The sequence below is a fragment of the Pseudomonas sp. PB106 genome (assembly GCF_009764645.1).
Classification (GTDB): Bacteria; Pseudomonadota; Gammaproteobacteria; order Pseudomonadales; family Pseudomonadaceae; genus Aquipseudomonas.
This window is the reverse complement of sequence record NZ_RWIM01000066.1, coordinates 17,164-41,947: the sequence shown is the minus strand read 5'-3', so window position 1 is coordinate 41,947 and position 24,784 is coordinate 17,164. Positions and strand designations below refer to the sequence as shown.

At 56.8% G+C, this 24,784-nt stretch carries 27 protein-coding genes; 16 read left to right on the top strand and 11 right to left on the bottom strand.

What is annotated here, in order from left to right:
* Positions 1–39: 39 nt before the first annotated feature.
* Positions 40–1,473, bottom strand: a complete 1,434-nt coding sequence (locus EJA71_RS08835; RefSeq protein ID WP_158956020.1) for a PLP-dependent aminotransferase family protein — start codon at positions 1,471–1,473, stop codon at positions 40–42.
* A 415-nt stretch (positions 1,474–1,888) separates the two neighbouring features.
* Here EJA71_RS08835 and EJA71_RS08830 point away from each other — a divergent pair, with 415 nt between their 5' ends.
* On the top strand, positions 1,889–2,329 hold the full coding sequence (locus EJA71_RS08830; protein ID WP_158956019.1) for a carboxymuconolactone decarboxylase family protein: 441 nt from the start codon (positions 1,889–1,891) through the stop codon (positions 2,327–2,329).
* 130 nt (positions 2,330–2,459) lie between these two features.
* Here EJA71_RS08830 and EJA71_RS08825 read toward each other — a convergent pair whose 3' ends face one another.
* Positions 2,460–2,774, bottom strand: coding sequence for a hypothetical protein (locus tag EJA71_RS08825; protein ID WP_158956017.1), 315 nt, complete (start codon positions 2,772–2,774; stop codon positions 2,460–2,462).
* Between the two features lie 207 nt (positions 2,775–2,981).
* Here EJA71_RS08825 and EJA71_RS08820 point away from each other — a divergent pair, with 207 nt between their 5' ends.
* The 3 genes from EJA71_RS08820 to EJA71_RS08810 are packed head-to-tail and all read left to right on the top strand — an operon-like array spanning position 2,982 to position 5,166.
* The gene (locus EJA71_RS08820) at positions 2,982–3,647 is read left to right on the top strand and encodes a secretin and TonB N-terminal domain-containing protein (protein WP_158956015.1); all 666 of its coding nucleotides are present in this window, start codon (positions 2,982–2,984) and stop codon (positions 3,645–3,647) included.
* The gene (locus tag EJA71_RS08815) at positions 3,644–4,195 is read left to right on the top strand and encodes an RNA polymerase sigma factor (protein ID WP_158956013.1); all 552 of its coding nucleotides are present in this window, start codon (positions 3,644–3,646) and stop codon (positions 4,193–4,195) included. The genes EJA71_RS08820 and EJA71_RS08815 overlap by 4 nt, the downstream gene beginning before the upstream one ends.
* Before the next feature lie 32 nt (positions 4,196–4,227).
* On the top strand, positions 4,228–5,166 hold the full coding sequence (locus tag EJA71_RS08810) for a FecR family protein (RefSeq protein WP_158956011.1): 939 nt from the start codon (positions 4,228–4,230) through the stop codon (positions 5,164–5,166).
* A 651-nt stretch (positions 5,167–5,817) separates the two neighbouring features.
* Here EJA71_RS08810 and EJA71_RS08805 read toward each other — a convergent pair.
* Both EJA71_RS08805 and EJA71_RS08800 read right to left on the bottom strand, forming a co-directional pair.
* Positions 5,818–6,426: a prepilin-type N-terminal cleavage/methylation domain-containing protein gene (locus EJA71_RS08805; RefSeq protein WP_158956009.1), complete on the bottom strand. Its 609-nt coding sequence runs from the start codon at positions 6,424–6,426 to the stop codon at positions 5,818–5,820.
* Positions 6,423–6,869: a GspH/FimT family pseudopilin gene (locus EJA71_RS08800; RefSeq protein ID WP_158956007.1), complete on the bottom strand. Its 447-nt coding sequence runs from the start codon at positions 6,867–6,869 to the stop codon at positions 6,423–6,425. The genes EJA71_RS08805 and EJA71_RS08800 overlap by 4 nt, the downstream gene beginning before the upstream one ends.
* 120 nt (positions 6,870–6,989) lie before the next feature.
* On the opposite strand from EJA71_RS08800, the gene EJA71_RS08795 reads away from it, so the two are divergent.
* Both EJA71_RS08795 and EJA71_RS08790 read left to right on the top strand, forming a co-directional pair.
* Entirely contained in the window at positions 6,990–7,421 is a 432-nt protein-coding gene (locus tag EJA71_RS08795; RefSeq protein ID WP_158956005.1) for a type II secretion system protein N, read from the top strand.
* A 291-nt stretch (positions 7,422–7,712) separates the two neighbouring features.
* Positions 7,713–9,209 carry a reverse transcriptase domain-containing protein gene (locus EJA71_RS08790; RefSeq protein ID WP_158956003.1) on the top strand — a complete coding sequence of 499 codons (1,497 nt, stop codon included), beginning with the start codon at positions 7,713–7,715 and terminating at the stop codon, positions 9,207–9,209.
* Positions 9,210–9,461: 252 nt separating this feature from the next.
* Here the strand turns inward: EJA71_RS08790 and EJA71_RS08785 are convergent, their stop codons facing one another.
* A complete protein-coding gene (locus EJA71_RS08785; RefSeq protein ID WP_218576475.1) occupies positions 9,462–10,844 on the bottom strand; it encodes an SIR2 family protein in 1,383 nt (460 codons plus the stop codon).
* A 571-nt stretch (positions 10,845–11,415) separates the two neighbouring features.
* On the opposite strand from EJA71_RS08785, the gene EJA71_RS08780 reads away from it, so the two are divergent.
* Positions 11,416–11,775, top strand: coding sequence for a DUF6124 family protein (locus EJA71_RS08780; protein ID WP_064119814.1), 360 nt, complete (start codon positions 11,416–11,418; stop codon positions 11,773–11,775).
* A 157-nt stretch (positions 11,776–11,932) separates the two neighbouring features.
* Here the strand turns inward: EJA71_RS08780 and EJA71_RS08775 are convergent, their stop codons facing one another.
* A complete protein-coding gene (locus EJA71_RS08775; RefSeq protein WP_256671575.1) occupies positions 11,933–12,475 on the bottom strand; it encodes a hypothetical protein in 543 nt (180 codons plus the stop codon).
* A gap of 128 nt (positions 12,476–12,603) precedes the next feature.
* Here EJA71_RS08775 and EJA71_RS08770 point away from each other — a divergent pair, with 128 nt between their 5' ends.
* On the top strand, positions 12,604–13,320 hold the full coding sequence (locus EJA71_RS08770; RefSeq protein ID WP_158956001.1) for a hypothetical protein: 717 nt from the start codon (positions 12,604–12,606) through the stop codon (positions 13,318–13,320).
* Between the two features lie 431 nt (positions 13,321–13,751).
* On the top strand, positions 13,752–14,111 hold the full coding sequence (locus EJA71_RS08765) for a DUF6124 family protein (RefSeq protein ID WP_158955999.1): 360 nt from the start codon (positions 13,752–13,754) through the stop codon (positions 14,109–14,111).
* Positions 14,112–14,270: 159 nt separating this feature from the next.
* On the opposite strand, the gene EJA71_RS08760 is transcribed toward EJA71_RS08765, so the two are convergent.
* Genes EJA71_RS08760 through EJA71_RS08750 form a run of 3 tightly spaced genes read right to left on the bottom strand, consistent with a single transcriptional unit; the run spans position 14,271 to position 15,763 of the window.
* Positions 14,271–14,660: a hypothetical protein gene (locus tag EJA71_RS08760; protein WP_158955998.1), complete on the bottom strand. Its 390-nt coding sequence runs from the start codon at positions 14,658–14,660 to the stop codon at positions 14,271–14,273.
* Positions 14,657–15,262 carry a hypothetical protein gene (locus EJA71_RS08755; RefSeq protein ID WP_218576474.1) on the bottom strand — a complete coding sequence of 202 codons (606 nt, stop codon included), beginning with the start codon at positions 15,260–15,262 and terminating at the stop codon, positions 14,657–14,659. Before EJA71_RS08755 ends, EJA71_RS08760 begins: the two co-directional genes overlap by 4 nt.
* Positions 15,263–15,265: 3 nt before the next feature.
* A complete protein-coding gene (locus EJA71_RS08750) occupies positions 15,266–15,763 on the bottom strand; it encodes a PAAR domain-containing protein (RefSeq protein WP_158955996.1) in 498 nt (165 codons plus the stop codon).
* 674 nt (positions 15,764–16,437) lie between these two features.
* On the opposite strand from EJA71_RS08750, the gene EJA71_RS08745 reads away from it, so the two are divergent.
* Positions 16,438–16,797 carry a DUF6124 family protein gene (locus EJA71_RS08745; RefSeq protein ID WP_158955994.1) on the top strand — a complete coding sequence of 120 codons (360 nt, stop codon included), beginning with the start codon at positions 16,438–16,440 and terminating at the stop codon, positions 16,795–16,797.
* Positions 16,798–16,939: 142 nt separating this feature from the next.
* Here EJA71_RS08745 and EJA71_RS08740 read toward each other — a convergent pair whose 3' ends face one another.
* Positions 16,940–17,881, bottom strand: a complete 942-nt coding sequence (locus tag EJA71_RS08740; RefSeq protein ID WP_158955992.1) for an aromatic alcohol reductase — start codon at positions 17,879–17,881, stop codon at positions 16,940–16,942.
* Positions 17,882–17,977: 96 nt separating this feature from the next.
* Between EJA71_RS08740 and EJA71_RS08735 the strand changes: the two genes are divergently transcribed.
* Positions 17,978–18,436 (top strand): helix-turn-helix domain-containing protein, encoded by a 459-nt coding sequence (locus EJA71_RS08735; protein WP_158955990.1) that lies wholly within the window; start codon positions 17,978–17,980, stop codon positions 18,434–18,436.
* Positions 18,437–18,748: 312 nt separating this feature from the next.
* On the opposite strand, the gene gspI is transcribed toward EJA71_RS08735, so the two are convergent.
* Positions 18,749–19,123, bottom strand: coding sequence for a type II secretion system minor pseudopilin GspI (gene gspI / locus EJA71_RS08730; protein ID WP_158955988.1), 375 nt, complete (start codon positions 19,121–19,123; stop codon positions 18,749–18,751).
* Between the two features lie 147 nt (positions 19,124–19,270).
* Here gspI and gspG point away from each other — a divergent pair, with 147 nt between their 5' ends.
* From gspG to gspD, 5 genes are read left to right on the top strand one after another with little or no spacing between them, the layout of a single operon-like run.
* Complete coding sequence (gspG, locus tag EJA71_RS08725; protein ID WP_158955986.1) at positions 19,271–19,729, top strand: type II secretion system major pseudopilin GspG; 459 nt, start codon at positions 19,271–19,273, stop codon at positions 19,727–19,729.
* 8 nt (positions 19,730–19,737) lie between these two features.
* Complete coding sequence (gspK, locus tag EJA71_RS08720; protein ID WP_158955984.1) at positions 19,738–20,697, top strand: type II secretion system minor pseudopilin GspK; 960 nt, start codon at positions 19,738–19,740, stop codon at positions 20,695–20,697.
* Positions 20,694–21,869 carry a type II secretion system protein GspL gene (gene gspL / locus EJA71_RS08715; protein ID WP_158955982.1) on the top strand — a complete coding sequence of 392 codons (1,176 nt, stop codon included), beginning with the start codon at positions 20,694–20,696 and terminating at the stop codon, positions 21,867–21,869. The genes gspK and gspL overlap by 4 nt, the downstream gene beginning before the upstream one ends.
* On the top strand, positions 21,862–22,410 hold the full coding sequence (gene gspM, locus EJA71_RS08710) for a type II secretion system protein GspM (protein ID WP_158955980.1): 549 nt from the start codon (positions 21,862–21,864) through the stop codon (positions 22,408–22,410). Before gspL ends, gspM begins: the two co-directional genes overlap by 8 nt.
* On the top strand, positions 22,407–24,770 hold the full coding sequence (gene gspD / locus EJA71_RS08705) for a type II secretion system secretin GspD (protein WP_158955978.1): 2,364 nt from the start codon (positions 22,407–22,409) through the stop codon (positions 24,768–24,770). The genes gspM and gspD overlap by 4 nt, the downstream gene beginning before the upstream one ends.
* Positions 24,771–24,784: the final 14 nt, after the last annotated feature.

The window sequence follows — 24,784 nt, the reverse complement described above, 5'->3', positions numbered from 1 at the left end:
CCAATAACCAATCGGCGGTTAAATCTTTAGGCCAATCATTCAGGCAACTTGTTGCAGGAGGTCGCGCAGGCGATCCAGGGCGATGTCGATGTCCAGCGTCTCGATGGCGCCGAAGCCGAAGTACAAGCCGTCCTTGGCCGGCTGCTGATAATAGAAGCCGTTGATCGAGTACAAGCCGACCTCGACCTTCTTCGCCAGCTCGATCAGCAGCGGCAGGTCGATCGGCACCTTGCAGAACACCGCCATATGAAACCCGGCGCTCGCCGGCACGGCTTGCAGCCACGGCGACAGGTCGGTCGCCATCCGCGCCAGAATCCGTTCGCGGCGCTGCGCGTAAATCGCGTGGCAGCGGCGAATGTGCTTGAGCAGGCAACCCTCGGCGATGAACTTGGCCAGCGCCCATTGCGGCAGCGTTGAGGCGTGCAAATCGGTGAGCTGTTTGGCGCGAATCACCGCTTCGATGATCGCCGGCGGCAGAATCCCGTAACCCAGACGCAACTCGGGCAACAGGGTTTTGGAGAAGGTGCCGACGTACGCGACGATGCCGCGCTGATCGAGGTTGTACAGCGAATCGGTCGGTCGGCCTTCGTAGCGGAATTCGCTGTCGTAATCGTCCTCGATGATGATTGCGCCCAGCTCATGGGCGCGGGCCAGCAAGGCTTCGCGGCGTGCGTGGCTCATCGGCATGCCCAGCGGAAACTGGTGCGACGGCGTGACATAGATGAGGCGCGTGCCATCGGGAATGTGCTCGACTTGAATGCCCTCGGCATCCACAGGAATCCCGACCACCTCGGCGCCATGGGTGCCGAACAGCAGGCGAGCCGGCGGATAACCCGGGTCTTCCATCGCCACCCGACTGCCAGGGCGAATCAGCACGCGGGCGATCAGGTCCAACGCCTGTTGCGCGCCGTTGCACACGACGATGTCTTCGTCCTGACAATTGATCCCGCGAGAAAACGCGATGTGCCGGGCAATCGCATTGCGCAGCGCCGGCAGGCCTTCGGCCACACTGTAGAAACCTTTCGATTGGGTCATCTGGCGCATCGCGTGGGACACGCAGCGCCGCCAGTCATCCTGGGGAAATTGGCCCTTGCTCGTGGCGCCGCCGATAAAGTCGTAGCGCAGCGAGCCTTCCAGGGTCGGGTGACGCAGAAACACCGGCAGATTGCGCCAGCTCTCGATCACCTCGGCACTGGCCAGTTCGGTATGGCTTTGTTTGCGCTGGATCTGCGCCGGGCGCGCATTGACGTAGGTGCCTTTGCCGATCACCCCGGTGAGGAAATTTTCGTAGGTCAGCTGCGCGTAGGTGTCGGAAATGGTCTTGCGCGAGATCCCCAGTTGCTCGGCGAGCAAACGGCTCGGCGGCAATTGCGTGCCAGCGGCCAGACGCCCGGTTTCGATGGCCCCGCGCAGTTGCTGATACAACTGACCGGCAAGATCCTTGCGGCCGTTGATCACGACATGAAGTTCCATACCGACGAGGCTCCCGAGGCTGTTTGGCGTGCCCGCCAGATTACCGCTGTTGCGCGATCGGCAATAGTTGCGCACCACAAAAACCCAAAATTGGCCCCAATCCCTGTAGGAGCTGCCGAAGGCTGCGATCTTTTGATCTTGCTTTTCAAAAGACAACATCAAAAGATCGCAGCCTTCGGCAGCTCCTACAGTGGATTGGTGTTTTGATCGTTCCCACGCTCCGCGTGGTAACGCCTCCCGTGACGCTCTGCGTCACAGTGGACGCGGAGCGTCCATGGCTGCATTCCTTTGCTGCGCGTGGGAACGATCAGATCGCGGGGTGATTGGTGTAGCGGTTTTCCGTGCAATTGGGGCTGTAATGCACCGCTGTCGGCGTTTACGGTGAACTCATTATTCCGTCTACCGAGACCTGCCCATGTCCCCGCGTCTGGATTACTACAACGCGTCGCCCAAGGCGATGAAAGCGATGATTGCCATGGAGGCGCTGACCAGCAATCTCAGCATCGAGCAGCCGCTGCTGCAGCTGATCCGTGTCCGCGCCTCGCAGCTCAACGGCTGCGCGTTTTGCACCGACATGCATTCGGTCGATGCGCGGCGGGCCGGGGAGAGTGATCGGCGTTTGTATGCCATTGCCGTGTGGCGCGACAGCAACTTCTTCAATCCCCGCGAACGTGCAGCGCTGGCCTGGGTCGAGGCGGTGACGTTGTTGGCGGAGAGCCGCGTGCCCGATGACGTTTATCAGCAGGCGCGCGAGCAATTCAGTGAAGGGGAACTGGTTGATTTGACCATGGCCGTCAGCGCGATCAACAGCTGGAATCGGTTGGCGGTGAGCTTCCGCCAAACGCCAAGCGATTGAGCCCCCCATGATCGTTCCCACGGTCCGCGTGGGAATGCCTCAACGGACGCTCTGCGTTCGGCTTTGGAGGGGACGCAGAGTGTCCCGGGCTGCGTTCCCACGCGGAGCGTGGGAACGATCAAGATCAAAATCATTGCGGCGGCCGTTGCGGTTTCACTGATGTGCCAAAAGTATTGCCCATCCGCGTGCTGGTCGCCGCCGGTGTCGCGAGACCCACCTGATTCGGCGGCCGCTTATGCACCGGCACATTCAACGCCTCCTGATTCTTCTCGGCCGCCGCCGCACCGTCAGGGTTGTTGCCCATCTGCTGACTCAAACAATCGTAATTCGGCGCCTTGTAACCGCCGACCGTCACGTCCACGCAACCCAGCGGCTGCTCGGCGTGCGCGCTCGCGAACAGCGTCAGCAGCATCCCGCCCAAGGTCAATTTCCACAGTGTTTTCATGCAGGCCTCCTGGCTGGCCCGACGGGGCCGCGCTATGCCATGAGTCTAGTGCAAGCCGTGCGCAATTCCCGTGATGGTTTTTTTGCACCGGCCGTCACACCAGATTCATAAACAGCCCTCAGGATGACGATTTCCAAGGATTCGTCAGCCGTGCAGCGAGGCAATTCCACGGACGGTTTTCAGCGTTCAACGAGGCTTGTGCGCCGGATGTGTCTGGGGTGGCTGCTCGGCTGTGCGGCGAGCCAAGCCATGGCCGACGCGGTGCCGGCAGACTTGCGCATGACGCTGCACATTCCGGCGCAGGATCTGGCCCGGGCGCTGGATCAGTACAGCCGCGCCACCGGTGTGGCGGTGCTGGTCGACAGTCAGTTGAGTCGCGGCAGACGCTCGCTCGCGGTGGACGGCGAGTTCACCGCCGCCGATGCCCTGCGTCGATTGCTCGGCGGCAGCGGCTTGATGGCGCGGTATGCGCGCAACGATGCGTTCACCCTGCAAGTGGCGCAGGTGGAAGACGTGCCGACGCCGACGCAAAAACAGTCGCCGGAGAGCGCGGCCGTCAGCCGCAGTTACGCCACCGCCGTGCAAGCGGCGATCGAGCAGAACCTGTGCCGCTCGCCGCTGACCCGTCCGGGCAGTTATCGCGCGGTGTTGCAGGTCTGGGTCGGCCGCGACGGCGTGGTGCAGCACAACCGGTTGGTCACTTCGACCGGTGATGTACGGCGCGACACCGCGCTGGTGGAAAGTTTTCGCAATCTCAAAATCGAGCGGCCGACGCCCAGCGCCTTGCGTCAGCCGGTCACGTTGCTGTTGTTACCGGAGTCGTCAGGGAAACGCATGGAATGCACGAAATGGGAAGGAGTTTCCGGGGGATGAAAGACACCGGACAAGGCTCGATGAGCCAATTGTTCCTGACGTCCTACGAGGACTTTCGGGTGCGTTTGCGCAGGCGTCTGGGCTCAGAGGATCTGGCCAACGACGTGCTGCACGAAACCTGGCTGCGCGTCGACCGCATGGAGACGCCGCCCAATCTGCTGCGACCCAACGCCTATCTGTATCGCATCGCCCTCAACATCGCCGCCGACCGGCGTCAGGCCGACGCACGTCTGCTCACCGGCAGCGAAGTCGAGGAGCTGCTGCAAATCAGCGACGAGGCGCAGGACCCGGCGCGGGTCGTCGGCGGGCAAAAGGAAATCCAGTCATTGCTCAGCGCCCTCTACGAACTGCCCGCACGGCGTCGGCGGATCTTCATCGCCGCGCGCCTGGAAGAGGCGCCGCACCTGGAAATCTCCCAGCGCTTCGGCATTTCCACGCGCATGGTCGAGAAGGAAATCAAAGCCGCGTTGGGCTATTGCGCGGCGAAACTGGAAAGAAAAGTGTTTCAGCGGTTCGGTCGCGGGGCCGGAAAACCGTCTTCAGAGTAGTGTCCCGATTAATCCGTTGAGAATCTGCGCGTTTGAACATCTTTCGACTGAGACCTGCCGAGCCATCGGCCAGCGAAAATCTGCACAGCGAAGCCCGCGACTGGCTGATCCTGCTGACGTCGGGCCGCGCCACCGTGGCCGACGCTCGTGCGTTGCGCGAGTGGTGCGCGCAGAGCGACGAACATGCGCAGGCATTCGAACAAGCCAAGGTTCTGTGGCAGCACCTGAAGCCAGCGGCTGAGGCGTTGCAGGCACCGCGCGGCTTTGGCCGGCGCGCCTTTCTTGGTGGCGCGATTGCCGCGTCGGCAGCATTCTTTGTGGTACGCGGCACGATCCCCGGTGGCTTCGAAGGGCTGGGCGCCGATTACATCACCGAAGTCGGCCAGCAGCGGCGAATTGAGCCGGCCGATGGCGTGAGGCTGGAGCTCAACACCCAGACGCGGATCAACCAGCGTGCCGTCGACGAAGGCGTGCAGGGTTTTGAACTGGTCAGCGGCGAAGTCGAAGTGCAGACCTCACGTTTGCCTCTGGCGATGCAGGCGGGAGGAGGGTGGTTGCGCGCCAGTCAGGGGCGTTTCAACCTGCGCAACACCGATCAACAGGTGTGCGTGACGTGCCTCGACGGCGCCGTTGAAGTTGACGTCGAAGGGCGTAGCTTGCGCCTGCAACCGGGGCAGCAATTGACCTATGACGCGCGGCAGGTTGGCGCTATTCAATCTGTCGACACCGCTGCCGTCGTGAGCTGGCGTCAGCAAATCCTGGTATTCAACGGCGCGACCCTCAGCCAGATGATCGACGAGATCAACCGCTACCGCCCCGGCATGTTGCTGCTCCTCAACCGCGAACTCGGCCAACGCCGCGTCCAGGCCCGCTTCAGCCTCGACCAACTCGCCGGCGTTGCACTGCTGATTCGCGATGCCTACGGCGTCAAGTTCACCGAGCTACCCGGCGGAGTAGTCGTCCTCAGTTAACCCATTCCCGCCAACACCACCAACCCCTGTGGGAGCTGGCTTGCCAGCGATTGCGGCCTGCCATCCAGCAATTCTCTAACTAACTACATTCGATCCCACTGTAGGAGCTGCCGAAGGCTGCGATCTTTTGATCTTGGCTTTTTTGCGGGGATGACCGAGTACATATCCGTTGCTGCGGTTATGGCTGCTTAGGGTTTCGCCCTTACGGCGACTCACTTTTTTTACAAACGCCTAAAAAAAGTAAGCAAAAAAACGCTTGCTCCTACGTCCGGCCCGCTCGCTGAGGCTCGGGGTTCCTTCGTTCCGACGTCGCCCGTGAATCAAGATCAAGATCAAGAGCTGCAGCCGAGCTAGCGCTCATCCTGTTGAGTGGGGCGGCTTTGCCGCTTGGGTTGTACGCAAATTAAAAACTGTGGGAGCGAGCTTGCTCGCGAAGGCGGCCCACCAGCCAACCAATCTCTATCAGACTGCATACGGTCCACTGTAGGAGTGAGCCTGCTCGCGATGACGGCCTGCCACGCAACCACCCTCCAACTGACCGCACCCAAATACCACTGTAGGAGCTGCCGAAGGCTGCGATCTTTTGATCTTAAAAATCAAAGTCAAAAGATCGCAGCCTTCGGCAGCTCCTACAGTGACATTCCATAGGCATCACTCCAACAACCCAATCACCTGCCGATACCGCTCCACCCCCTGCGCCGTCTCCCGACTCAATCGAATCTCCAACCCCAACGGATCCTCCCGCCGATTCCCGCTCAACTGCCGCCACCCTTTATCCACTTCCCAAACCCGCACTTGCACGTCACTCACCCCATCCAACACCGCCACCCCAGCCGTGGGCGCCGGCAACGGATACCGGCTCCGCGCCTCCGCCACCGCCCGATACAAAGTGTCCCCCTTGACCCACCAGCGCACCCGCTGCAAAGCCCCGGGCTGATCCGCCGCCGTACGAATGACATCCAGCCGAAACCCCTTGCTGTCACTGCTCCGCACAGTAACCGCCGGCGGCGCCGTCACCGGTTCATCATCCACCCCAACCTTCTTCGGCTCCGTCAGCTCAATCCCCGCGCGCATCTCCACATCCCGCTGCAACTGATTCAACGCCCGCAACAAACTGTCACTCTGCTCACCACTCGCCTGCAAATGACCATCAGCCCGCGTCACACTGTCCAACCCCCGCCAGGCAATCAGACTCACCACCGCCATCAGCAGAATCGCGACCATCACCTCAATCAACGTAAACCCGTGCTGATTCTTCATTGGATACTGATCCGCCCAGCGCCGTCGCGCACCACGCTCAACCGATTCAACCCATCCGACAACGTCAACTGCAACGGCGGATTGATCCACTCAGCGTTCAGCACAACCCGCTGCTTCGGCTCCACCCGCACATCAATTTTCGGACTCTGCCAGGCACGCGGACGCAACTGCTGATCCTGCGCAAAATGATCAAACCCCTTGCCACCGTCGCCACGCCGACTAAACCGAAACCCCTTGGCATCGCTCAGCCACACAATCGCCCGACCATCCGCCCGCGCCTCAGCCTGCGCCACCTGCAGCAACTGCGCCACGCGCTCGGCATCCTTGCGCAGCAACTGCAGCGGATCCGGTTTGATATTCAGACTGATCGCCGCACTGGCGATACCGATGATCACCAGCACCACCATCAACTCGATCAGCGTAAAACCCTGTTGCCTGTTCATCGCGCGCGCGCTCCTTTGCGTCCTGCGCCATCGTGCACGGCCAACATGTAAGGCGTGTGAAATAAAACGGAGAGAATTGCCGCGTAGGCTGACAGCAGGGATAAAAAGGAGATTCAACCCATGACTTTCACCGCACGCGTTTCCCCACCCCAAATGGCCCAGGCCTTCGCGCTGCTCGCCGCGCTGGTCGGCGTGGCGACATGGTCGTCGCTGCTGCTGACCTCCGCCGAATCACACACCCCGGCAGCGGCTCCGCAGTTGCTGACGGCGCGCAGTGATAGCCCGGCATTGCAGTGGTTTTCCAATCAAACGGCACCGATGGACATCAAGGTGAGCGGGGTGATGGCGGGGAGTCGGGGGGCGGTGGCGATACTGAGCCTGAACGATGGGCCGCCGAGGAGTTTTTTGCAGGGGGAGAATGTTGGGCCTGGGGTGAAGTTGGTGGCGGTGGAGGGGGATGGGGTGGTGATTGAGCAGGGTGGGGAGAGGGTGAGGTTGGGGGTGGAGAGGTTGGGAGAGGGGGTGGTTTTGCCGAAGTTAACTCGGCCCTGATTAGCAGGGATTTCGACCAGAAGCGGAGTCTCAGGAATATCTCATTCGGAGTTTTCTTGCATGATGGCTTATTGACTCCTTGTCCGAACTAATGCCAAGATCCCGCTATGCCCCTAGGGGGTGAACGGGTGCCCTAAAGCTCTGGATTTAGCTATCAGAGAGATGTGCGGCAGAAGTAGAGAAAGCCTCGAAACTGCTGGATTTAGCGATTTATTTTTGCGTGGTTGCATCCGTGGGAAAAAAGCTCAGCATTCGTGTTGGGCTTTTTTTTTGATTGAATGAGAGGGATCTATGATATTAGAAAAACAACTGCTCAAATTTATCCAAGCTGAGGCAGAGAAACTAAGTGATCGCCACCATGCGTACCACAATTCGGTGAATTTGGAGTTCGAGCGTAAATCTAAGAGATTGTTGGATCCAGGGAAAAAGGTCGTTACGCTACCACCTCACTGGTCCGAAGATAAAAAATTTAACCCTTTTCACGTAAATAAAAATCGTAAAAAAATTGCTCACTCCATAGCAAAAAAAATACTTTTAGGTACATATAGTCCAAACTCTCCTGCCTCCATGAAGGTTCGTAAACCATCAGGGGGGTATCGCACCGTATCCATTTATCAAATTCCAGATGCTGCGGTGTCATCTTTGTTTTATCATCAACTGCTTAGAAAAAACAAACATAGATTAAGCTCCTTTGCGTACGCATATAGAGATGATCGTAATGCTCACTTTGCAATTCAAGATATCTCTCTAGAGCTTGGGCAGGCCCCAAGGATATTTGTTGCAGAATTCGATTTCTCTAAATTTTTCGACAATATTCGACATGATTATCTTTTTGCGCAGTTTGACGAAAACGGATTTTCAATCAGCGAAAGTGAGCGTAAAGTAATTCAAGCATTTCTTGGGCCTTCCGGTAAAGGCATACCTCAAGGTACGTCAATTTCGTTGTTTTTAGCGAATTTAGTTTGCTGGAATCTCGATAAGAAACTTGAGCTTGCAGGGTTGAGGTTCGCTCGTTATGCGGATGATACAGTTATTTGGGCAAACGATTATCAAAAAATCAACATCGCTTACGACATTATCTACAGGTTTTCGGCGGAAACCGGCGTCGCTATCAATTTAGAAAAGTCCGAAGGCATAAGTTTACTTTGTCCTAAGGATCATAAGAGTGAGTTTGCGCAGTGCAAGGATTCTGTAGATTTTTTAGGGTACACACTTTCGAAAGAAAAGATATCAATAAAAGAAAAGTCTGTACTAAAAATAAAAAAAGAAATTAGCTATATTTTGTATAAGCATCTGATTCAGCCGCTGAAATCGTCGGTGCTTAGGTCTTTGAGTATTCCGGCGAACAATAAAGATGTTGATCTTTTGCGGGCAGTGTCTGAGATACGAAGATTTTTATATGGGGATTTAACTGATGAGATGATATCTAATTATATAAATGGAGCCAGTAATCGAATATTTTTCAAAGGTACAATGAGTTTCTATCCTCTTCTCAATGACGAAATGCAACTCCGTCAACTAGATACATGGTTGGTTTTGGCGATTTTTAAATCTATTAAGCTTCGAAAAAGACTACTGGCAAGGCACGGTTATAACAGAGCTCACTCATCTCCATTTAATATACGAAAAAAAGACATCGCATCAACGTTGCGTAGGCAGAAAGATGGCGGGAAGAAAAAATTGCAAATCCCAAGTTTTTTCTTCATATATCAGGCGTTAAGAAAGGGGCTGTCTGATATGGGTGTTGAAGGTGTTATGAATCCGAAGTCAAATATGTATAATTATTAGGTCGTTAGTTTGGCGTGCAAGAACTTCAATCTGATGGGGTTGATGATGCATGATTTGTAGGTCGATATTGTCAGTTGCAACTGACAATATCGCCAACTTTCTTTCGTCTGTTGAGAAAAGGGACGAAGTGAGGCTGATCTGTTCAGGACAGTTACGAAAAAGTTGATCGATTGATTGTCTGATAAATAGCTAAGCATCTTTTTTTAGTGTCCTGGAACGGATAGGTATGCTCATTGTAATTGGCTAGTAACATTACCCCGAGCAGCCTGCAGCCAATTTAAAGCTTTCGCCAGATTGTACTTTTCCTAATAACGCAACCGCTGCTTCAGAGTATTTCCTAGTGAAACTACTCTCCGACTTGCCAGTCTTTAATTTAAAGTGGTAAGGGTTGTCAGAGTTTTTCATATCAAAGCCGGTCATTTGCTCTAGCAGTTCAATAAGTTTGTGAGCACCATTCCAACTAGTAAATCCCAATTTCTCCGCTACCATTTGAAGGGTATACGGATAGTTAGCGTTTACGCTAGCAGGGCCATCTAGCGATGTAATACCCAATATTTTCGCAAAATTCTCGTCATTTTCGACAGCATGCTCGAGCATTGAGAAATTTACTTCCACATGTTTTGATAATGTATCTCTCCTAACTAAGTTAAATGCTCGAGCCATTAGTGTGCGTAATAATTTGACGTTGATTTGTTCGAGTGTGCCATTGTTTCCAAAAGCCTTAAATACCCAATCAAATGAAGAAGAGACTATGCTTTTTATGCGGATCGTAACATCGCCTCCGACGTTTATGATACGCTCGCGTGGTGGGTATGAGTTATCACCGATATCCTTATCCCACTCCAATATATAAATATTTGGAGTTAAAGCTTGTGTGGCCTTGAACATTCTAGTGATGTCATAAAGTATGCTCTTTATGTTTTGGTCTTCGGCTCTGTATCCAACAAAAAGCAAAGGATGCTCTGCAAAATAAGTAAGAAGTTTTGCACTCAAATACTTTTTATCAGCTTCAAATGTTTTGTAGTCTTCTTCGGTTAGTACCAGAGATAAAGGGTCGGAAATGCACCCGTGTATCTTAAATATTTCACCAATTGATAAGTAAGGCTTGCTTAGAACTTGTTGGCCTACGACTCGTTCGAAATCCGGAAAAATCAACTCTAATAGTTGGTCGTAATTTGTTGTAATGAGCGCATGTGGGCTCATTGCTTTCAGGGCTGCAATTTCTGCGTCTAAATTTTCTGATCCGTAGGACCCTTTTTTATCTGGCCCCATTCCATTCAAAATGGTGGCAATACAATGTTTTATGAATATATCGGATGGGTAGTTTTCGGAGAAGTATTCAGCCGGAAATTGATCTCTGCCATCGGTCCATGCCCATTCTCGAAAGCAGTCAGAAAATATACTTCCAATTTCGACTAGGCTTTTATTTTTTTGCTTGTAATACGCTAAGTCAAGACTAATGTTGGGGCACATTGAAGCCAGCCCCTTTAGAAGCTCCTCCCAACTCGGGCCGTTTGAGTATCGCTTGGAAAAACCTGAGCCTACAAATAATATCGGTTGGCATGCAGCTTGGCCGAGAACATTTAAAATGTCGGAAATTACTTCTTCTTGATATTGTTCGTAACTTAAAGGCATACACACTCCAGTTTTATCTTTTTGGGGCGCAGAGGGTAATTCAAGTGAGAAGCTACGGACCGGTGTTAATAGTGAAGTTATAGCACCTATTTGAAAGGTCGACCGACTGTCTGAATTTGAAAGCCAGAGCCTGGCTCGGAGCTCGGAGCTCGGAGCTCGGAGCTAGGGGATAACGGGGGCCGGCTATTAGGGAAGCGTGTCGGGATGAAGCCTCGATAAACACCAACGTTTAAAAAGACATTTCCAGACACTCTCCCAGGCTACATATCCTTGCGCCTTTGCCTACAGCTACGCCAGAATCCGCCGGCTTGTGCGCCTTGGGGGCGGGTTCTATTGTGGTCTGGTCGCTGGCGAATCAGCGATCGGGTTTGGTAGCCCGGCTTAGACTTGGCGCATAGCGTCGCCCGATACAGGCCTTTTTGGGGCTGTGTATTTATGGTGGCCATGCGCAGGGCGTCTTCGGGCGCGCCGGTTCTCCAAGTCACCGGTCTACCAACCTTCGTATGGCCACCACCCCTTCGTTTGGTAGCGAAAGATGATGGCTCCTTTTCTATGATTTGGAGATTCACTCATGATCAAGCCAACACCCAACCCACCTGAAACCGCCTCGGTTTCCCCCTACGAATCCATCGATTCCAAAAAACTCCACGAAGCCGCCGACCGCGCGCTCGACCATTACCTCTGTCCGCCCGGTTCCACGCCGCCTCCACGAAAAAACCGCGGGATGTACGCCGTGACGGCGGACAACAAAACCGAAGAACTGCTGGTCGATGCCAGTGCAACACTCGCTTCGGCCAAAACCATCGCCCAGAACGTCTCCAGCCTGTTGCCGGCATCGCAGCGCCATGCGCTGGCGGGGATTGCGCAGCTGATCATGCTCGGGGAATTGGCGGTGAATCGGGCGTTGGACAATTTGCAATTGCCGGGTTGATGCGCGTGCCGTCATCACCTAGTGATTGATCGGGTGTTCATTCTGGCGCCTTCGCGAGCAGGCTCGTTCCCACAGGGTTTTATGCTGATTGCAGGTGTTGTGTACGATGCTGAAACCTGTGGGAGCAGTCGATTATTACCGTGTCGTCTTTGCGTGATTATTGAGGTGCTTCAGGACATTCACGTGTCCATCGTGTCACGCTCATGTCATTGAATTGTTCACCGATGGTATCGACGCGTAGGCAACTTCCTTTCTTTGCGTAGTACAAGATGCAGCGCGAGCTATCAAACGAGCAGGTATCCAGTTCGAAGAACTTGTGTGCAGCCAGCTCCTTCTCCACACCACTGTATTCATAGCCGTCGTTGGTATGCAGCCGCGTCGGCTTCCAGCCTTGTTTGATCAGCTTTGCCTTGGCCGCTACCAAACGTTCACCGACGATGATGCCTGCGCTTGGCGCCTCTGAGCTATCGGCAAACGCTACGCTGATACCGATGCAGTAAAGTGCGGAAAGTACGAGGATCGACGCTTTCATTTGATAGTTTCTCCAGCCGATTTCTAGCCCGACAAAAACTCCGGATACCCGGCGGAAGGGGGCGTGGGATTGTTTATTGCCTAGGCCTTCGGCACGCGCCGCCCACCTTATCGCTGCTTTCGCCATCGCGCCCAGAGTAATTAGGGACTGGCCTATTTTCTGAAACAACCAATACGTCCCCAAAGGCGTACCGAAGGCACGTAGACCAACTACTCTAATCGACCGAGTAGCCGAAATTTCGCTGATACACTGATTTCCAACGTATGCCTGTAGCCGCCAATTAGCCGGGAGTTGAGATGGAAATCAAAGAGTTTTGCGTCGCTCATGGATTTGATTTGAGCGGCAGTGGAGTGGCATCTGGAGGCGGAAGTTTTGGAATGACAGATCTGAAAATTTCTCCGATTGAATTTTTGACTTTGGCAGAAGACGATTTTGAACGGGGCGGTTTGGCAGCCCTTGTTAACGCAACGACTAACGTGAAACGCGCCATTGTCGGACAGCTTGATCAGTTGTTGATCTCTTTTGGCTATCCTTCACTTAGATGGAACGTGCCGAAGAAGATCGAGCGAGTAAGGGCGCTAGGGTTATTGGCACCCAGTCTGCTGCGTAAAGTTGTCGATATGCGAAATTTTCTTGAGCACGAGTACGCGACACCTGAGCTCAAAAACGTTGAGGAGGCGTTGGATATCGCGAGTCTCTTTGTGATGACTGCTTCGGCGATGTTCATTCCTTTCGATGATGTTCTGGAGTTTTCACGATCTGAGCTCCCTGTGTCGGATAGCTCTTTCACACATCTCACGGCGGGGTTGAGTCGGGAGGATTCGGGCAGGGTTTTTTACACTGTTTACGCGTATGAACCTGGCGATTACGCCGGACATTGTGTTGGGCAATGCCAGATTCAATCAGGTCATGTCCTATTTGAGGCAATGGTGAAGCTTTCCGCATCGCTGATGCTTCGATACAAAGTAAACCAAGCACTAAGTGATTTCGAAGCTGCCTATGCCCGGTTATGAGTGCTCGTTATTTTTTAACCCGAGGGAAAGGGCTTGACCCAGTTAAGGGGGAGAGCTGCGCAGCAAGGCCCCGACAAACGCCAGTGTTTAAAAAGACATTTCCAGTCACTCTCTCAGGCTACACACCCTTGCGCCTTTGCCTACAGCTACGCCAGAATCCGCCGGCTTGTGGGCTTTGTACCTGGTCTATATCGTCTATGGGTCGCTGGCAACCCAGCGACCGGGTTTAGCGACCTGACCAGGTATAAGTACAACGACGCTCCAGTTTGTCGCAGACGTTTGCGACGACGATATGGTGGCTGTGCGTGGGAGACCTTCGGGTCTGCCGGGTCTTATACCTCTCGGTTCGCTAACCCGCGCACAGCTGCCACCCTTACGTGTTTAGCGACAGGTTTTGGTGGTTCCACCAGGTATAAAAATGGAGCTTCACCATGATCAAACCAACACCCAACCCGCCCGAAACCGCCTCGGTTTCCCCCTACGAATCCATCGATTCAAAAAAACTCCACGAAGCCGCCGACCGCGCGCTCGACCATTACCTCTGTCCACCCGGTTCCACGCCGCCCCCACGTAAAAACCGTGGGATGTACGCCGTGACGGCGGACAACAAAACCGAAGAACTGCTGGTCGATGCCAGTGCAACACTCGCTTCGGCCAAAACCATCGCCCAGAACGTCTCCAGTCTATTGCCGGCATCGCAGCGCCAGGCGCTGTCGGGGATTGCGCAGTTGATCATGCTCGGGGAGTTGGCGGTGAATCGGGCGTTGGATAATTTGCAATTGCCGGAGTGATGCGGGTGTCGGGGCACTTGGTGATTGATCAAGTGTGAACTCTGGCGCCTTCGCGAGCAGGCTCGCTCCCACAGGGTTTTATGTCAGTCATGGACATCGTGTTCGGCGCTGGAACCTGTGGGGGCGAGTTGGCTATCGTCCTGCGCCGTCTTGATTGGGTTATTGAGACGCCTCAGGACACTCACTGATCCATCGCGTCACCGCCATGTTATTGAACTGCTCACCAATCGTATCTACCCGCAGGCAAGCGCCTTTCTTCGAGTAATACAAGATGCAGCGCGAGCTATCGAAAGAGCAGGTATCCAGTTCGATGAACTTGCGTGCAGCCAGCTCCCGCTCCACGCCGCTGTATTCATAGCCGTCGGTGGCATGCATCGGCGTTGGCTTCCAGCCTTGTTTGACTAGCTTGGACTTGGCCGCCACCAAACGGTCGCCGACGACAATGCCTGCTGGCCCGTGCTTTTCGTTTGGCGCCTGTGAGCCATCGGCAAATGCTGTGCTGATACCCGTGCAATAAAGTGCGACGAGTATGAGGTGCGAAGCCTTCATTTGGCGGTTCCTCCAGCCGATTTGTAGTACGACAAGAAATCCGAATATTCGGCGTAAGGTTGCGGTGGGTAGTGATTTTTTTTGCCAGGCCCTTCGGGAAGCGCAGCCCACCGTGTTGCGGCTTTCGGCATTGCGCTCGGGATGTCACCGGCCTTGATCTTGTCGATCACACCGAGGGTGCGCAGAATGTCGACCGCCATAAGGTCTTGAGTATGAGGCGTAAAGTCGGTCAGCCCCATCTTGCCGCCATACTCGCGCCAAGTGGCAATGGTTATTTGATACAAGCCTGATGCCGTAGTTGATCCGCCGAAACCGGCGCCTGGATGGGTGGACTCGTCTGTGAACGTCCATTTCCCAGTTTGAAAACCCTTTGCCCAGCCATATCCATATTTCGCGTGGTAGTCACCGCCTTCGGCTTTGGCAATGGCAGCCAAATATGCCTTCACGTTCGGATCCTTCAAATACTCCTCATTCTCCGCCCGTCTTATCTGTTTTTTAGCGTCCAGCGCTACAGTTTTAGGGGAGGTGTCTTTGACGGCCGTCACTTCTCTCGTGGCGACGGGAGACATTTTCCTGCCACTTTTGCTAACGACTTCAGCCATGCCTTAATCCTCAAGAAACAGCTTGATGGTTTCAGGCAGGTGCGAACTCACTACATGCGTGTAACCCATCGGATCACTTACGCCATGTTCCATGCTGCCGTCAGCGCGTTGAATGGCGTATTCAAAATGGGCTAGCGGTTTGCCCGACTCTTGGTCAACCAATCTGAACTTGTCAGTAAAGTGCACTGGCATCGGCAGCAGACCGCTGAAGGGTGCTGATACGACGGTGTCGCCAATAATGACCGTTCCGGATCCGCCGATAACCACGTTGCCGTGGCCACCGGTACTGTCTTTAGTCGCAGCATTCAGCCCATTGATGAAAACCGTAGCGCTGACGGCGCCCGTAATTGGGCTACCGCAGGCGGATTTGTCGGTCATTCGAGCGGCAGGTAGGCCGTCGAAATTCACATTGGGCGAGCCGCTGACAATAGGGTTTGTGCCGTGCCCCGGGAGAGGGCAATTGGTTGGATCTGTCACTCGCGCAGCAGGTTTGCCACTCATGAAATATTCCTTTTCAAAGTTGTAGTTTTCCGTGACTTGAGCGGTGCCGATGGGGGGGAGGGAGTCGGCCGCCAAAATGATGCGAGGTAACCAGGGTGTACGCGCGAAGAAAAGGGCGTGTCCTTGGAGGGGCGCATAAAGTTTTACTATCCATGTAAATGTGCTGCGCGCAGCATGCCCGAGGCAGGCGGCGCGCTCAATATTTACTTACAAATTATTGGTTGACTGCTGGATATGGCCGCGAAGCGAGGCGAGCTGGGGGAATCCTTGGCAACAGGTGACTGGATCGATTTTAGACGGCAGGACGCGATGAGGCGCGATAAACGCCAACGTTTAAAAAAACATCTCCAGACACTCTCTCAGGCTACACATCCTTGCGCCTTTGCCTACAGCTACGCCAGAATCCGCCGGCTTGTGCGCCTTGGGGGTGGGTTCTATCGTAGTGCGGTCGCTGACGAATCAGTGATCGGATTTGACCGTCCGCCCAACATCAAGGCGCGCCAGCGTTCTGCACGTGTTCAGGCATTGTCTGAAATCATGTCGCGGTGGCTGTGCGTGGGACACCTTCGGGTGTGCCGGAGTCCTTGATGTCCGGTCGGTCAACCCGCGTACAGCTGCCACCCAGTTTGTTTGACCGCGAACGGTGGCGGCTCCAGTCATCAAGGAGCTTCACCATGATCAAACCAACACCCAACCCGCCCGAAACCGCCTCGGTTTCCCCCTACGAATCCATCGATTCCAAAAAACTCCACGAAGCCGCCGACCGCGCGCTCGACCATTACCTCTGTCCGCCCGGTTCCACGCCGCCCCCACGTAAAAACCGTGGGATGTACGCTGTGACGGCGGACAACAAAACCGAAGAACTGCTGGTCGATGCCAGTGCAACACTCGCTTCGGCCAAAACCATCGCCCAGAACGTCTCCAGCCTGTTGCCGGCATCGCAGCGCCAGGCGCTGGCGGGGATTGCGCAGTTGATCATGCTCGGGGAGTTGGCGGTGAATCGGGCGTTGGATAATTTGCAGCTGCCGGGTTGATGCGGGTGTCGGGATCACCTGGTGATTGATCGGGTGTGAACTCCGGCGCCTTCGCGAGCAGGCTCGCTCCCACCTTTGAGTGTGTTCCAAGGTGGGAGTGTGCTGGCTCTCCAGCCGCGAGTGGCGGGTTGCTTTCTTTGCATCAATCGACTGCCAGATTGTCCCGAGCCCACTGTTCAGCCGTAGTCACCTGAATCGACTGCTGTTCGTTGAACGTCCCCGCTTTCGGCCACGACACGCCTCTGCCTTGGGCAAATACGGCGCGGTATTTTTTGATGTGGTGAGTGGGGTCTTTTTCCAGTTCCTGCATCAGGTACGGAACCGTCCAGACGTTACGCTTGAACGGCCGCCCGAGCACACGTTCAAGCAGGCTCGCCACCTGCCCATACGTCACCGTGTCGCCACACAGGTAGACGATCTCGTTGCGAAAGCGCGGTTGGTAGAAAACGATTTCCGCTGTCAGCTTGCCGATGTCCTCGGGTGTCGTGAGCGTCACGCTGGTTTCCAGGCTGCCCAAGGCGTTGACGGTGTGGTTGTCAAAATCGACGACCTCAAAGACCGGCTCGAACAGAAAACTGGTGAACATGCCGGTCGAGATGATCACCCATGCAGTTTTATCCTGGGCGCGGAGCAATTCGCGCACATCGAGTTGCGCATCGAACAGATCCTGCGGGCTGTCCCGGCCAATCACTTCGAAGTCGACGCCAAACTGCCAGGGGAAATAGCGCTTTACGCCGGACTTGAGCGCGGCTGTCGCCAGTTTCATAGGCGTTTCGCGGCCCGCGACCATGCCTGCGCAGCCTATGACGGTGTCGAATGCTGCGAAGACTGTGGCCAGTTGATCGATGGAATCGTTAACCAGGTCTGCAGCGACTAGCTGGATGCCTAGACTGCGCAGCTCATCGATTTCCAGTTTTTTCTCAGAGACTTGCGTGTTGATGGTCGAGTCCCTGAGCAGGACGCTGATGGTGTTGCCGGGCGAGCGCTTGGCTACCCGCGCAAGATTGCGTAGCACCGGCAGGCCGAGTTCTCCGGCGCCGAGTACGAGAATGGATTGTGGGGAAGGTTGGGTCGCTTGGGTCATGATGTCTCCTGAGATCTGTCGTCTGTATGATTTGGCGATGCTGGCACGATTGCGCAGCGCTCAGAAGAAGGCACACGCGTGATACCAGGAGGACACATGACCGATGAGGAAACCCTTAGCCAGGCAGAAGCGATCTGCCAGACGCTAAGACGAGACGATGATGGCGTGCGGCGCGAAGTCCTGGCTCACGCCGGTAGCCGCTGGTCACTGGGTATCCTGCATGCCCTCGGTGTGTACGGCACGATGCGTCATGCCGAGATCAAGCGGCAGATGACGGGTGTGACTCAGCGCATGTTGACCAAGACCCTGCGTGCGCTGGAGCGCGATGGTCTGCTGATACGGCGCGAGCTCGATCAAGTGCCGCCCCATGTCGAGTACGAGCTGACGCCGTTGGGTATGGAGCTGTTGGTCCGCATGTCGCCCATTTGGACTTGGGTTGTGGAGCACGTCGATGATTTTCGCGAGGCGCGTCGGGTGTTTGATGTTCAGAGTGGTAAGAAACCCTCATGGCAAATTCCGGTGGTGGGTCTGGGTGATTCGGATGCGTCCGATTGAATAGTTTGATCGGGTGTTCATGCTGACGCCTTCGCGAGCAAGCTCGCTCCCACAGGGTTTTGTGGTGGGCACAGGTATTGTGTTCGGCGGTGGGATCTGTGGGAGTTTTGCTGGCCGGGAGGGCGGTGGCAGATGCGCTGTTTGCGGTGGCTGATCGTTCGCTATCGCTAGCAGAGCTAGCTCCTACAGGTTTTTGGGGTGCTCACAGATGTCTTATAGAACGCTGAGAATTGTAGGAGCTGCCGCAGGCTGCGATCTTTTGACCCTGCCCTTCAAAAACCAAAATCAAAAGATCGCAGTCTGCGGCAGCTCCTACATTGGGCGGCTGAGTAGGGTTTCCAGTTTGGCGAGTGGCGGGACATCCTGGTTGCGGTCGAATACCTGGATGGCGATTTTGAGCAGGCGTCCATTTTCGGCTGTGCCAATCACTTGTTCGCAGCGCAACAACAAGCGCCCCTGATCGCAATCAACAGCCTTCATTCCCACCGGCAATTTCCCCTCCAACCTCAACTCCGCCATCCGACTCTGCGCCGCTATCAGCGCAACCGAACGATCCCGCAAAACCCCGCTGCTCTGCGTCATCAACCCCGCCACGCGCACAGCGGCGGACATGGCCACGGCGATAATCGCTAGCGCCACCAGCACTTCAATCAGGGTGAAACCTGCTTCTCGGGAAAGCGCTCGCATAAGTGGCCCAAAGCCAAAGCACAGCCCCCAACGCTAACCCGCGTCGTTGACGGCTTGACGACGAAAACTCCCGAGGATTTTCAACATCCCTGACATATCTTCTTGCAACACTGCGCGTCGAATCGGATCTAGCCAGGGAATGTCGAGATGGATATCGCACCGTGCACTTTGCTTCAACCATTGCCGCGCAAGCCCCGGGGTCAACGGGGTTTTACGCTGATCGAGATCATGGTGGTCGTGGTGATTCTGGGGATTCTGGCGGCGATGGTGGTGCCGAAGGTGCTGGATCGGCCGGATCAGGCGCGGGCGACGGCGGCGAAGCAGGACATTGGTGGGTTGATGCAGGCGTTGAAGTTGTATCGCCTCGATCACGGCACTTATCCGTCGATGAATCAGGGTTTGAAAGTGCTGGTCGAGCGTCCGGCGGATGCGAAGAACAGCAACTGGCGTTCGTATCTGGAGCGTTTGCCGAACGATCCGTGGGGGCGTCCTTATCAGTACCTCAATCCGGGTGCCAACGGTGAGATCGACATCTTTTCGCTCGGTGCCGATGGTCAGCCTGACGGCGACGGCGTGAATGCCGATATCGGTTCCTGGCAGTTGTAAGGCCGGCCATGAACAGCCGTTCGCCGAACCGGGCGAAGGAAGAGGGCATGGCGACTATCAGCGCGTTGCTGATCGCGGCGGTGGTGGCGGTGATTGCTGCGGGCATGCTGACGCGCCAGAGCATTTCGACGCGCAGTCTTGAGGCCGATCAGCAGCGCGTGCAAGGGCGTTGGGTGGCGTTTGGCGGGTTGGAGATCAGCCGGCAAATATTGTGGGATGCGCGTCAGCGTGATCCGTTGACTCGACTCGATCAGCCGTGGGCGCAGCGCTTGAGCGCGCAGGGTTTTGAAGGGCGGCTGGAGGACGAGCAGGGCAAGTTCAACTTGCGCAATCTGGTGGCCAACGAGCGCGTCGATGAGGCGCAGGTGCAGGCGTTTCAGCGATTGTGCGAGTTGATCGGGGTGAATGGCGGATTGACTGAGCGCATCCGTCAGCGGGTCATCGCGTCCTATCCGCGCTTGTTGAATCCGCCGATTGCCGAGAGCAGTAAACCCGGTTTCGACAGTGGTCGCGCAACGTCGCCGAACGCTTCGCACAAGCCGCAAAAGCCAACCTTGCCGATGCTGCGCAGCCTCGATGACCTGCGCAGCGTTGACGGCGTGAATGACGCGCTCATCAACAAACTCGCGCCGTATTTGACGGTGATTCCGGCGATGACCTGGCTCAACGGCAATACAGCCACCGCGCCGGTGTTGGCCGCGTATGTGCCGGGGCTGTCGCTGGAGCGTGCGCAGGCGATGATCAATGAGCGCGATGCCGGGCGCTGGTTTATCAACCGTGGCGATTTCGTTAACCGTTTGCGCATGCCGCAATTGGAGCTGACCAGCGTCAAGGTCGGCATCACCAGCGACTGGTTTCGCCTGCGTGGCGAGGCGCGGCGAGACCAGCGTCGGGTCAGTCTCGAAGCATTGCTGCATCGCAGTGAGGATCGTTTGCCGCAGGTGATCTGGTCGCGGGTGGGCGTATGAGTCAGCTCAGAATTGCTCTGCCGCCGTTGGCCGAACTGGATTTGCACAGTGAGTTGAGTTGCGCGTGGCTGGATCGTCAGGGTCAGGTCAGCCGTGAAGCGCGGCAGAGCTTGAATCAACTGAGTCAAACGCCGAAACAGCCGCCGCTGGTGTGCTTTCTGCACCCGAGCGACAGCCTGCTGGCGAGCCTTGATTTGCCACCGTTGCCCGCCAACAAAACTGCGGCGGCGGTGCAGTGTGCGGCGCAGGCGTTGATGCTCGGCGATAGCAGCGCGATGCACATCGCTCACAGTTCCCGGGACGAAGCCGGACAGGTGCAGATTGCCTGGGCGCCGCGTCAGGACTTGCAGCGGTTGGGGCAGTTGCTCAAGCAAAGCGCTTTGAACCTGCGCGGTTTGTACCCGGCGGCGTACAGCTTGCCGGTGCTACCGGGCACGGTGGCGTGTATGCAGGACGGGCATTTGTTGTTGCGCGACAGCGTGCAAGCGGCGCGGGTGCAGCCGTTGTTCGAGGACGGCGTCGACAGCGTTGTGTGGGAGCCGGCGACAACCTTGCACTGGATTGGCGATCAAGCGCCGTCCAGCGCTGAACTGCCGATGGCTGAGGCCCAGCGCTGGACCGGGCCGCTGCCGGGTTGGGGTTTGCATGGCGCCGTTCAGCAGCCGCGCAGCGAACATCGCGGTTGGGGCAGGGCGGTCGGTTTGTCAGCGCTGGCCGTGGCGGTGTGGGTGATTGGTTTGAATCTGTACGCGGCCCGCGAAGCCAGCCAGGGTCAGCGGCTCAAGACGCAGATGAATCTGCGGGTAAAGCAGGCTTTTCCCGAGTTGCCGGTGATCCTCAATCCGCTGCAACAGGCTCGCCAGCAATTGGCTGCGCGGCAGAAAGGCGCGGCGGATGACCCGACCCAGAACTTCAATCGCTTGGTGCTGCAGGCCGGCAGCGGCATGCCGTTTATGGCCGGCAGCGTTGAGCGCTTGTTCTTTGCCGGCGACACCTTGCAGTTGAGTTTGCTCAGCGAGGCGCGCCGCACCGGTGGCGACAAGGCATGGCAAAGCACCCTGGCTCAGGCCGGCATCAGCGTGACTGCCGAGAGCGACGGCTGGACCTTGCGTCCGTCCGGCGAAACCGGTGCCACCGAGAGCGACGACAGCAGCGGAGCAGACGATGAATAAGGCAGCGCTGGCGGTTTATCGCGCCCGGTGGCGACGCTTCAACGCTCAGTTGCAGGCGCGCTGGCAGCCCTTGGCGCTGCGCGAAAAACGCATGGTCGCGGGCATGGCGATCGCGCTGTTAAGCCTGTTGGTGTGGATTGCACTGATCCAGCCGCCGCTGAAAAAAATCGCTTACTGGCAGACCGAAACGCCAAAGCTGCGCGCGCAGACCGAAGCACTGGAAGTGTTGCTGCGTGAGGTCAGCGTGCGTCCGCCCGATCAAAGCATCGGCCAAGCGCTGGAGCAAACCCTGCAGGCCAGTGGCCTCGCCGGGCATTACCAATTACAGGCGGCGGACGCCGGCGTATGGCAGTTGAGTGTCGACGCCGCGCCGGCCGATGCGCTACTCGATTGGCTGTTGAGTCAGCCATCGCAACTTTCTCTGCAAGTGGTCGAGGCGCAGCTGCAACGCAGCGAAAACGCTTCGACTGAAGTCACTGCCGGCACTTTGTCGGGCACCGTTCGCATGGATCAGGCGCTGGGCGCTAAGGAAGCTTCATGAAGGGGTCAGGATCCAAACCGGCACGTCTTGCATTGCCGATGTTGCTGATGGCGTTAAGCGCGTGCAGCAACACCAGCACTCCACAGAATCAACCGCCGTTGCTGGTCGACAGCGAACTCGGTCGGCCACTGGCCAACACCCAGCGCAACGGCGACGCGGTGGCCGATCGCGAACGGGCGCAAGCCCAGGCGCGACCGGTACCGAAGCAACTGCACAACATCACGAAAAGTGCGCGCAGCGGCGCGGCGGCAGCGAGCAGTCCGGCGCTGGGCAATCCGTTGGGCACCCAACCGGTGACGCTGAATTTCGTCGACGCCGATATTCAAGCGGTGGTGCGTTCGTTGTCGCGTTCCAGCGGCCAGCAGTTTCTCGTCGATCCTCGGGTCAAGGGCACTTTGACGTTGGTCTCGGAAGGTCAAATTCCGGCGAACCAGGCCTACGACATGTTGCTGGCGTCGTTGCGCATGCAGGGTTTCAGCGTGGTCGATGTCGGCGGTGTGGCGCACGTGGTGCCGGAGGCTGATGCGAAGTTGCTCGGCGGGCCGGTCTACAGCCCCGGCAAACCGGCGGGCAGCGGCATGCTTACGCGTACCTTTCGCTTGCAATACGAGAACGCGGTGAACCTGATTCCGGTGCTGCGCCCAATCGTTTCGCCGAACAACCCGATCAACGCCTACCCCGGCAATAACACCATTGTCGTCACTGATTACGCCGAGAACCTCAACCGCGTGGCGCAGTTGATTGCCAGCATCGATACCCAGAGTGCAATCGACACCGATGTGGTGCAGATCCAGAACGGCATCGCCGCCGACATCGCGCCGATGGTCGCCGAGTTGCTGGATGCACCGGGCAATGATCCGACGCAGAAAATCGCCGTGATCGGCGACCCGCGTTCCAACACCATCATCATTCGCTCCGGCAGCCCCGAGCGCACCGAGCTGGCGCGCAATCTGATCTACAAACTCGACAACGCGCAGAGCAATCCGAGCAATCTGCATGTGGTGTATTTGCGCAACGCACAAGCGGCGAAACTCGCCCAGGCCCTGCGCGGTTTGCTCACCGGCGAAAGCGACAGCGGCAGCAGCGACAGTGCACGTTCGGTGCTCAGCGCGATGGGCAGCACCAGCAATGCCAGCGGACAAAACGCCCAGAGCGGCACACAAACCAGCGGCACGACAACCACCAACAGCAGCGGCAGCACCGGCGGCAGCTACGCGCAGGGCAGCAGTGGTTCGACCGGCAGCGGCAGCACGCAGAACACCGAGCAGAACGTCGCGTTCAGTGCCGGCGGGGTGACGATTCAGGCGGATGCGACCACCAACACCTTGCTGATTTCCGCGCCGGAGCCGGTGTATCGCAACCTGCGCGAGGTTATCGATTTGCTCGACCAACGCCGTGCGCAAGTGGTGATCGAGAGCTTGATCGTCGAAGTTGGCGAGGACGATGCCAGCGAATTCGGCGTGCAGTGGCAGACCGGTAATCTCGGCGGCAACGGCGTGATCGGTGGCGCGAATCTCGGTGGCTCGGGGATCAATCTCAACGGCAGAACCAGCCTCGATGTGTTGCCGCAGGGGCTGAACCTCGGCTACGTCAACGGCACCGTCGACATCCCCGGCATCGGCAAGATTCTCGACCTGAAAGTGTTGGCCCGGGCCTTGAAGAGCAAGGGCGGCACCAACGTGTTGTCGACGCCGAACCTGCTGACCCTCGACAACGAAGCGGCGAGTATTTTTGTGGGGCAGACCATTCCGTTTGTCAGCGGCAGTTACGTGACTGGCGGTGGCGGCACCAGCAACAACCCGTTCCAGACCGTGACCCGGGAAGAGGTGGGCCTGAAGCTCAATGTGCGCCCGCAGATTTCCGAGGGCGGCACGGTGAAGCTGGATATCTATCAGGAAGTCAGCAGCATCGACGAGCGCGCCTCGAACAGTGCGGCGTCGGCGGGCATCGTCACCAACAAACGCGCAATCGACACCAGCATCCTCCTCGACGACGGGCAGATCATGGTGCTCGGCGGCTTGCTCCAGGACGGCTACAGCCAGAGCAACGACGCGGTGCCGTGGCTGGGCAGTCTGCCGGGGATTGGCGCACTGTTTCGCAACGAGCGCCGGGCGATCACCAAGACCAACCTGATGGTGTTTCTGCGCCCGTACATCATTCGCGACAGCGAAGCGGGGCGCAGCATTACCCTGAACCGTTACGACTTCATGCGCCGCGCGCAAAGCGGTTTGCAGCCGGAGCGCAGTTGGGCGATGCCCGATATGCAGGCGCCGCAATTGCCGACAGCGGCGCAAGGTGTGCCGGCGGTATTGCCGGCCTCGGGCCCACGCGCAACCATCAAGGCAGTGCCCGTCCAATGAACCCACTCTCTCCT

Bases quoted from the DNA above. Each gene is read 5' to 3' on its own strand.
- EJA71_RS08835 (WP_158956020.1), bottom strand. From the start codon at position 1,473: ATGGAACTTCATGTCGTGATCAACGGCCGCAAGGATCTTGCCGGTCAG.
- EJA71_RS08830 (WP_158956019.1), top strand. From the start codon at position 1,889: ATGTCCCCGCGTCTGGATTACTACAACGCGTCGCCCAAGGCGATGAAA.
- EJA71_RS08825 (WP_158956017.1), bottom strand. From the start codon at position 2,774: ATGAAAACACTGTGGAAATTGACCTTGGGCGGGATGCTGCTGACGCTG.
- EJA71_RS08820 (WP_158956015.1), top strand. From the start codon at position 2,982: ATGTGTCTGGGGTGGCTGCTCGGCTGTGCGGCGAGCCAAGCCATGGCC.
- EJA71_RS08815 (WP_158956013.1), top strand. From the start codon at position 3,644: ATGAAAGACACCGGACAAGGCTCGATGAGCCAATTGTTCCTGACGTCC.
- EJA71_RS08805 (WP_158956009.1), bottom strand. From the start codon at position 6,426: ATGAAGAATCAGCACGGGTTTACGTTGATTGAGGTGATGGTCGCGATT.
- EJA71_RS08800 (WP_158956007.1), bottom strand. From the start codon at position 6,869: ATGAACAGGCAACAGGGTTTTACGCTGATCGAGTTGATGGTGGTGCTG.
- EJA71_RS08795 (WP_158956005.1), top strand. From the start codon at position 6,990: ATGACTTTCACCGCACGCGTTTCCCCACCCCAAATGGCCCAGGCCTTC.
- EJA71_RS08790 (WP_158956003.1), top strand. From the start codon at position 7,713: ATGATATTAGAAAAACAACTGCTCAAATTTATCCAAGCTGAGGCAGAG.
- EJA71_RS08785 (WP_218576475.1), bottom strand. From the start codon at position 10,844: ATGCCTTTAAGTTACGAACAATATCAAGAAGAAGTAATTTCCGACATT.
- EJA71_RS08780 (WP_064119814.1), top strand. From the start codon at position 11,416: ATGATCAAGCCAACACCCAACCCACCTGAAACCGCCTCGGTTTCCCCC.
- EJA71_RS08770 (WP_158956001.1), top strand. From the start codon at position 12,604: ATGGAAATCAAAGAGTTTTGCGTCGCTCATGGATTTGATTTGAGCGGC.
- EJA71_RS08765 (WP_158955999.1), top strand. From the start codon at position 13,752: ATGATCAAACCAACACCCAACCCGCCCGAAACCGCCTCGGTTTCCCCC.
- EJA71_RS08760 (WP_158955998.1), bottom strand. From the start codon at position 14,660: ATGAAGGCTTCGCACCTCATACTCGTCGCACTTTATTGCACGGGTATC.
- EJA71_RS08755 (WP_218576474.1), bottom strand. From the start codon at position 15,262: ATGGCTGAAGTCGTTAGCAAAAGTGGCAGGAAAATGTCTCCCGTCGCC.
- EJA71_RS08750 (WP_158955996.1), bottom strand. From the start codon at position 15,763: ATGAGTGGCAAACCTGCTGCGCGAGTGACAGATCCAACCAATTGCCCT.
- EJA71_RS08745 (WP_158955994.1), top strand. From the start codon at position 16,438: ATGATCAAACCAACACCCAACCCGCCCGAAACCGCCTCGGTTTCCCCC.
- EJA71_RS08740 (WP_158955992.1), bottom strand. From the start codon at position 17,881: ATGACCCAAGCGACCCAACCTTCCCCACAATCCATTCTCGTACTCGGC.
- EJA71_RS08735 (WP_158955990.1), top strand. From the start codon at position 17,978: ATGACCGATGAGGAAACCCTTAGCCAGGCAGAAGCGATCTGCCAGACG.
- gspI (WP_158955988.1), bottom strand. From the start codon at position 19,123: ATGCGAGCGCTTTCCCGAGAAGCAGGTTTCACCCTGATTGAAGTGCTG.
- gspG (WP_158955986.1), top strand. From the start codon at position 19,271: ATGGATATCGCACCGTGCACTTTGCTTCAACCATTGCCGCGCAAGCCC.
- gspK (WP_158955984.1), top strand. From the start codon at position 19,738: ATGAACAGCCGTTCGCCGAACCGGGCGAAGGAAGAGGGCATGGCGACT.
- gspL (WP_158955982.1), top strand. From the start codon at position 20,694: ATGAGTCAGCTCAGAATTGCTCTGCCGCCGTTGGCCGAACTGGATTTG.
- gspM (WP_158955980.1), top strand. From the start codon at position 21,862: ATGAATAAGGCAGCGCTGGCGGTTTATCGCGCCCGGTGGCGACGCTTC.
- gspD (WP_158955978.1), top strand. From the start codon at position 22,407: ATGAAGGGGTCAGGATCCAAACCGGCACGTCTTGCATTGCCGATGTTG.